The organism is Geminisphaera colitermitum TAV2 (assembly GCF_000171235.2).
In the GTDB taxonomy this organism is placed as follows: domain Bacteria; phylum Verrucomicrobiota; class Verrucomicrobiia; order Opitutales; family Opitutaceae; genus Geminisphaera; species Geminisphaera colitermitum.
In genome coordinates, this window is record NZ_ABEA03000008.1 from 35,519 (window position 1) to 42,607 (window position 7,089).

At 63.3% G+C, this 7,089-nt stretch carries 6 protein-coding genes; 4 read left to right on the forward strand and 2 right to left on the reverse strand.

What is annotated here, in order from left to right; genetic code table 11:
- Window positions 1–61 precede the first annotated feature (61 nt).
- From OBACDRAFT_RS01595 to OBACDRAFT_RS01605, 3 genes are read left to right on the forward strand one after another with little or no spacing between them, the layout of a single operon-like run.
- Complete coding sequence (locus OBACDRAFT_RS01595) at window positions 62–1,105, forward strand: sugar phosphate isomerase/epimerase family protein (RefSeq protein ID WP_043582351.1); 1,044 nt, start codon at window positions 62–64, stop codon at window positions 1,103–1,105.
- A gap of 52 nt (window positions 1,106–1,157) precedes the next feature.
- Complete coding sequence (locus tag OBACDRAFT_RS01600) at window positions 1,158–2,243, forward strand: Gfo/Idh/MocA family protein (protein WP_043582329.1); 1,086 nt, start codon at window positions 1,158–1,160, stop codon at window positions 2,241–2,243.
- A gap of 46 nt (window positions 2,244–2,289) precedes the next feature.
- On the forward strand, window positions 2,290–3,210 hold the full coding sequence (locus OBACDRAFT_RS01605; protein ID WP_043582352.1) for a sugar phosphate isomerase/epimerase family protein: 921 nt from the start codon (window positions 2,290–2,292) through the stop codon (window positions 3,208–3,210).
- 38 nt (window positions 3,211–3,248) lie between these two features.
- Here the strand turns inward: OBACDRAFT_RS01605 and OBACDRAFT_RS01610 are convergent, their stop codons facing one another.
- Window positions 3,249–4,937: an SGNH/GDSL hydrolase family protein gene (locus OBACDRAFT_RS01610; protein WP_052360833.1), complete on the reverse strand. Its 1,689-nt coding sequence runs from the start codon at window positions 4,935–4,937 to the stop codon at window positions 3,249–3,251.
- 147 nt (window positions 4,938–5,084) lie between these two features.
- Here OBACDRAFT_RS01610 and OBACDRAFT_RS01615 point away from each other — a divergent pair, with 147 nt between their 5' ends.
- Complete coding sequence (locus tag OBACDRAFT_RS01615) at window positions 5,085–5,825, forward strand: lipoate--protein ligase family protein (RefSeq protein ID WP_052360831.1); 741 nt, start codon at window positions 5,085–5,087, stop codon at window positions 5,823–5,825.
- A 342-nt stretch (window positions 5,826–6,167) separates the two neighbouring features.
- Here OBACDRAFT_RS01615 and hemA read toward each other — a convergent pair.
- On the reverse strand, window positions 6,168–7,089 hold a 922-nt coding region (gene hemA / locus OBACDRAFT_RS01620), incomplete at its 5' end, for a glutamyl-tRNA reductase (protein WP_043582331.1).

Sequence of the window (7,089 nt, forward strand, 5' to 3'; positions counted from 1 at the left end):
TTCCGAGGAGTTTGCCTGCTTCTGTCTCATTACTCAACCCACCAACCCCCGTTCCAAGACAATGCCTAGACCAGTCACGTTGTTCACCGGCCAGTGGGCCGACCTTCCCCTCGAAAAACTCGCTCCTCTGGCCAAGCAGATGGGCTACGACGGCCTCGAACTCGCTTGTTGGGGCGATCACTTCGATGTCGATGCCGCCACGACCAGCAAAAAATACGCCCACCAGAAATGGGAGCTTCTCAAGGACCACGGACTCACCTGCCACGCGATTTCCAATCACCTCGTGGGACAAGCGGTGTGCGACCTCATTGACGAGCGCCACCAGTCCATCCTGCCTCCCGATGTGTGGGGCGACGGCGATCCCGAGGGCGTGCGCAAGCGCGCGGCGCGCAAGATGATCACCACGGCCAAGGCCGCCCGGACCTTTTTTGATGCCAAGCCCGGTCTCAAATCGCGCGACACATTCCCTGCTGTCGTCAACGGCTTCACCGGCTCGTCGGTGTGGCACGCGATCTACGCCTTCCCGCCGACCAACCAGGCGTTCTGGCAACGCGGATTCGACGACTTCGCCCGCCGCTGGCTGCCGATTCTGGACGCGTTCGACAAGGTCAACGTCAACTTCGCCCTCGAAGTCCACCCGACCGAAATCGCGTTCGACATTGCCAGCGCCCGCCGCGCGCTCGACGCGGTGAAAAACCACAAGCGTTTCGGCTTCAACTACGACCCCTCGCACCTCGGGTATCAGGGTGTTGACTACGTGAAATTCATCCGCGAATTCGCCGACCGCATCTACCACGCGCACATCAAGGACGTCTGGTGGGGGCACGGCAATGGCGACGTCGGCGTGTTCGGCGGGCACACGGATTTCGGTGACGCGCGCCGTTACTGGGACTTCCGTTCGCCGGGCCGCGGCGACATCAATTTCGAGGAGGTGATCGTCGCCCTCAACGACATCCGTTACACGGGACCGCTCTCCGTCGAATGGGAGGACATCCGCATGGACCGCGTCCACGGCGGCACCGAGGCGGCTGCCTTCGTGCGCCAACTCGACTTCCCGCCCAGCAATGTGGCCTTCGACGCCGCCTTCGACAAAAAGAACCAGTAAATCACTCCCTCTCCCCCCCCCCCCCACACACACCACCGACCTCTCAATACCAATGAGCAAAACCACCAAAATCGCCATCATCGGCGCGGGCGGCATGGTCCGCTATCACGCCGCCGGATTCCGCGCCGCCGGAGCCGAGATTGTTGCCATCGCCGACGTCAACCAAGCCGCCGCCGAGCGCACCGCCGCCCGCGAGGGCATTGCCAAGGCATACGGCGACGTTGCCGCGATGTTCAAAGCTTCTGAGATCGACGCCGTGTCGGTCATCGTGCCCAACAAATTCCACGCTCCGCTCGCCCTCCAGTCCCTCAAGGCCGGCAAGCACGTGTTCTGCGAAAAACCGCCCGCGATGAACGCCCGCGAAGCCCGCGCCATGGCCGCCGCCGCTGCGAAGGCGAAACGCACGCTGATGTTCAATTTCAACAACCGCGCGCGTCCCGAGTCCGCCGCCATCATGGACTACGTCAACGCCGGCCAAGTCGGACGCATCAACTCCGCGCAGGCCAAATGGATTCGCCGCACCGGCATTCCCGGCTTCGGTGGCTGGTTCACCAACAAGGCACTCTCCGGAGGCGGACCGCTCATCGACCTGCTCCACATGCTCGACCTCTCGCTCTACTTCATGGGCTACCCCGAGCCCGAGTGGGCGCTTGCGCAGACCTTCTCCGACTTCATCACGGACAAAGGGTTTAAAGGACCGTGGGGCATCCCCGACGTGGCCAAGGGCGTGACCGACGTGGAAAACGCCTGCCACGGTTTTGTGAAATTCAAGACCGGCCAGGTCATCTCGTTGCAAATCTCGTGGGCCGAACTCGTCGCGCGCGAAGAAGTCTCCGTGACCTTTCAGGGCGCCAAGGCGGGCGGACTCGTGCGCCGGCTTTTCGGCATCGATGGCATGGACGACACCGCCATCGACACCTGCGAACTCTATGCGCAGGAGCATGGCCGTTCGGTCAACCGCAACATCATCGTGTCACCCGATCCGACGATGGGACGCGAACGCAGCGCCGCGAATTTCGTGGAAACCATCACCGGTCGCGCCGCTCCGCTCAACACGCCGGACCAAGCCGTGTCGCTCATGCGCATCATCGACGCGATCTACGCCAGCGCCCGGACCGGCAAGCCGGTGAAGTGCTGAACGTGAGCGAACGATGACAACGGTGACGCAGCCGCACGCCATGACGATGAACAAAACACCCGTGCCATTTTATTTCACGGGCTTCGCCGACGAAGCATCGCCATTGCTCGACGAACAAATGCGCGTGACTCGCGAACTCGGCTGGCGCGCCATCGAATTGCGCAAAGTGGAGGTGCCCGGATATCCCGTCGGCAACCTCCACGACATCCCCGACGCCGCCTTCGCCCGCGTGGTGGAGCGACTCGACGAAGCCGGCATCCGGGTCAGCTCCCTCGGCTCCGCGCTGGCCAATGGAGCCCGGGACATTCGCCTCCCCTTTGACGACGACCTCGCCACGGCCCGGCGCGCGGCCACCCGCGCGCAAAGACTGGGCGCTCCGTTTGTCCGCGTAATGAGTTACCCGGTCGGCGATCCCAACGACTTGCTGGAAGACGAACGCTTTCGCCGCCTGCGGGAACTGGTGCGTGTTTTTTCGGATACAGGCGTGACCGTGATTCACGAAAATTGCGGCAACTACGGCGGGATGGGCTGGACCTACACACTGCGGATGCTCGACGCAGTGCCCGGATTGAAACTGGTGTTCGACACAGGAAATTGCGTGAAGGACGCCGACTACATCCGCCCTGCCCCGCATCCCAGACAATCGGCCTGGGAGTTTTTCCAGAACGTGAAGGCGCACGTCGTTTATGTGCACATAAAGGATGGCGTTTTCGATCAGGCAACAGGTCGTGCGCGCTGGTGTTTCCCCGGCGAAGGGGAGGGCGACGTGCGGCGCATCGTGGCCGATCTGTTCGCCTCGGGTTACAGAGGCGGACTTTCCATTGAGCCGCACATGTCACCCGACGGATCTGATTTCCAAGGCGACACGCCCGAGGAAAAAAGGCGGCTCCTCTACATCGAATACGGACGCCGCCTCATGGACATCGTCGCCTCCTTGTCTGCTGGCGGTTCCGTTGCCGATCGCTGAACGGACCAACCCCTCGTCCCGGCGGCAAGGCCGTCCCGTCACTGTGCAACCCGCACGCGATGGTTGAACCCCGCGCTGCCGGCCCCGACTTTGATGACCAGTTCGTTGCTTCCGGGTCGCAACGTCACAGGCAGGAAAATCGGCACGCGATGCGGTCCCTCCAGCGTGAGCACACGCTGGCCGTTGAGCCACAGATGCGCGAAGTAATCGACCTCCACCGACAGGATCGCCGCCCCTCCCTGCGCGCTCTCAAACTGCGTCGCCGCATAGGCCACACCCGGCTCGTCCGAGCCCGTTAGCGCACGAAAATCCACCCGGCTGCCTTCCGCGTCAATCGTCCGCCAGTCAGCGGAGGTTGGCGCGCCTTCGTCTGACTCAGACAGAAATTTCTGACCGATTGCCCGCGACGCATCGACTGGTGTCTTTCCATCGGCACCCGGCTGCACGGGAAACGGTCCCGTCCACGACCAGCGTGCGGCGGGGATTGTCTCGAAGCGCAAGGTTTGCAACCGCCCCGCGTCAAACGCCCCGGCGGGGCTGCGTTCGCGTGTCGCTTTCGATTCACCGGCGACGAGCAAATACCCCAGCTTCACCGCATCACCGACCTTGAGATCGTCCGCGCCTGCCGGCGTGCCCGCGATGGCCGCTTCGGATGGCAGCACCACCGTCAGCACATGTTCGCGTGCCGGCAGATCGTCCGCCGCGACGTGAAGCGTGTAACCGTGTCGGTTGTTTGTGAATACATGCGCGGGCATTCCGCCATCCACACTTGCGTAAAAAGAACCAAAGTCCTTGTGCAGCGCGTAAAACAGCCCGACCGCCGTGCCGCGAAACGGTATTTGCAACACCGCGCCCGGCTTGTCGGCGCTCAACACGCCTTGGAAAAAACGTCCGTACCACGAGTTCGGCGCATTCTCGCTCCGCCATGCGCCCGACGCCTCGTTCCACCCTTGGAGCGGCACCATTCGCGCATCGAGCAACAGCGGTTTTGCGCTCAGCTGAGCGGGAAGTTTTACGACGGCGGCAAGGCCCGGCTTGTTGCGCGCCTCCTCGATCAACGGTTGCAGTGCCTTGGCCATGACGCCGGCATAAAACGCGTGCCCCTCCTTGTTCGGATGCACGCTGTCGCTGAACAACGTTTCCCAGCCGGTCCCGGCTGCGCGCAGATGTGCGTCCACGGCGGCCTGGAAATCGACCTCCAGCAACCCGTAGTGCCGGGCCACCTTGCGATGCCGGGCGAGATTGACCCCGTTTTTGGCCGCCGCCTCCAGGATGACGATGGCGGGCGGTTGCGGCAGCGACTTCAGGCGCACGACCAGCGTCTCCATGTATCGGATACACTGTTCGTCGGTGAGGCTGCCGTCGTTCACGCAATACTCGATCGTCACCAGATCCGGCTGGTGGGCGATGATGTCGCGCTCCGCCCGGAAAATACCGAGCGCGCTGCCCGTGGCGCTCATGCCCGAGTTGACCACGGTCACGTTGCTTTGCGGGAATTGCCCGCGCAACCAGCCGCCCACCCAGCCCGGTCCGCTGGCCTGCGTGATTGACCCGCCGATGGCGACATAGCGCAACGGCTCCCCGCGCGCCGCCTGGGCGAACGCCTCCACCACATCCCGACCCGGCGCGTCCGGGGAGAGGGAGCTTGTCCCGACGCTCACGGCGCAGGAGCATACGAATAACAAGGCGGCGACGATTTGCCTGAAAGCAGGGCAGGGAGGTTTCATGGATTCTGTCCCTATCATCATTGCCGGTTCTGTTGGGAGCGAAAAACTTCGCTCCATCGCAGGCGGACACACTTTGAGTCAAACCCCTTGGCAACCACCGCCACGACGTGTAAATCCCGAACCCGCGCCCATCCAACCGCCATCACCATGCAATTCCACCTGCTTCCCATCCGTTCCGCCAACGCCGCCGAAAACATGGCGGCGGACTTTCTCCTGTTGAAACGGTATCCAAATGATGGTGACAGTCCCCCTCCCCCCCCCCTCCGCTTTCGACACTATGGCTGGCATCGCCCGGCGTTTACCTTTGGCTATGGACAGAAAATCGCCGACGTCCGCACCCAACTTCCGGCGGAGGCCGGCGACGATTTTGCCCCTTGCGAAGTGATCCGGCGTCCCTCGTCCGGCGGCATTTTTGACCACCGCGACGACTGGGCCTATGCGCTCGTTATTCCGCGAGGTCACGACCTTGAAGCTGTCGGCGCTCTCGAAAGCTACCGCATCCTGCACCGCGCCCTGGCCGACGCACTCGCCGCGCAAGGAGCCAATGTGCGCCTGCACGACTCGCCGCAAAAAAACGAGCAGTGTGTCCCCCCCCCCGCGCCCTTCGATGTGATTGACGCCCGCACCGGCCAAAAAATCGCCACTGCCGCGCAGAAACGAACCAAACACGGCTTGTTGTTTCAGGGCACAATTTCGCGTCCCGCCGCCGAGAGGGCAGGGGGGGGGGGGGGGCTGGACTGGGATGTCTTTTACGAAACCTTCATTGACGGACTGACTGCGGCTCTCGGAGCCGAAGCGCAGGAAATACCTTGGCCCGACTTTGCGGAGGGCGAACTGGACGCGCTCGCCGAGCAATACGCATCGCCCGAGTGGAACGAATTTCGTTAGCGAGTGATTCTTGCGCAGAGGATCATCCGTGGCGCGGGCGTCCCGCCCGCATCATGGTAGGGGCTTCGCTTGCGAAGCCCGCGTATGCAGGACGTGGCATCGAATAGGCGTGCGCGGGCGTTTGGCAGAAAAAGCCCGCGCCATAGCGTAGCGCAGGCATCCTGCCTGCAAGTCAGTCTATTGCGCGAAGCGCCGCCTTCCCAAATAACAGAATCAGCAAAAAGCAGAAGAGAGCACCGCGCTTCGCGCAACCTATGGATTGCAGGCGAGACGCCTGCGCTACGGGATGCACGTTGCGGGCGGGACGCCCGCGCCACGGGTGAAACAGGGGGGGGGAGGCTGTTACTTTCGTAGCAGTGGTCCGACCTGCCGCCAGAGGGCGGCGGCGCGTTCGGTGGCGAGGGCGTGGGCGCGGGTCACCTCGGCTTCGCGGGCGGCGCGGTTGGCCTCGGCGATGCGGGCAAGATCGTCGAGGTTGTAAACGAAGACGTTTTCCTGCCGTGCCACCGCAGCCTCGACGTCGCGCGGCATGGCCAAATCGATAAAAAAGAGAGGTTGCGCCGGTCGCGCGCGCATCGCCGCAGATACGGACGGGGCGGTCACCACGGCATCGGGCGCGGAAGTCGCGCAGACTACGATGTCGAAACGCTCCAGGTGATGCGTGAAGTGCTCGAAGGGCATCGCTGTCGCGTCGAGCGCCGTGGCGAGCTCCATTGCGTGCCCGAGCGTGCGGCTGCTCACGGTGAGCGAGGCGGCGCCGCGACTCTGGAAGGCACGCGCGGTTTTTTCTCCGATCTCCCCGGCTCCGAGCAACAGCACGCGCGTGGCGGAGAGGTCGCCATAGATTTTTTGCGCGAGGTCAACCGAGACGTTGGCAATGCTCACCTGCCCTTCGGTGATCGCAGTGGTGGAGCGGATGTGCTTGGCGGCTTGAAATGCTTTTTGGAATACACGGTTGAGCACGGGGCCCGTCGCGCCGGCGGACTGGGCGGTGGCGTAGGCGGATTTCACCTGTCCGAAAATCTCGTTCTCTCCGAGCATCTGCGACTCCAGCCCGCTGGCGACCGCAATGAGGTGACGAATCGCATCCGCCCCGTGGTTAAGCTGGCGGATCGCCGCAAAGCCGGTGCGCGCCAATCCCCGCAAGCGGCAAAACGTCTCCTCCAGGTTTTCGAGCGCCGCAGGCGAACCGGCCACGCCGTAAAATTCGACGCGGTTGCATGTATTCAAAATTACAAGTTCCGCCACGCCGTCGCTGTCGCCC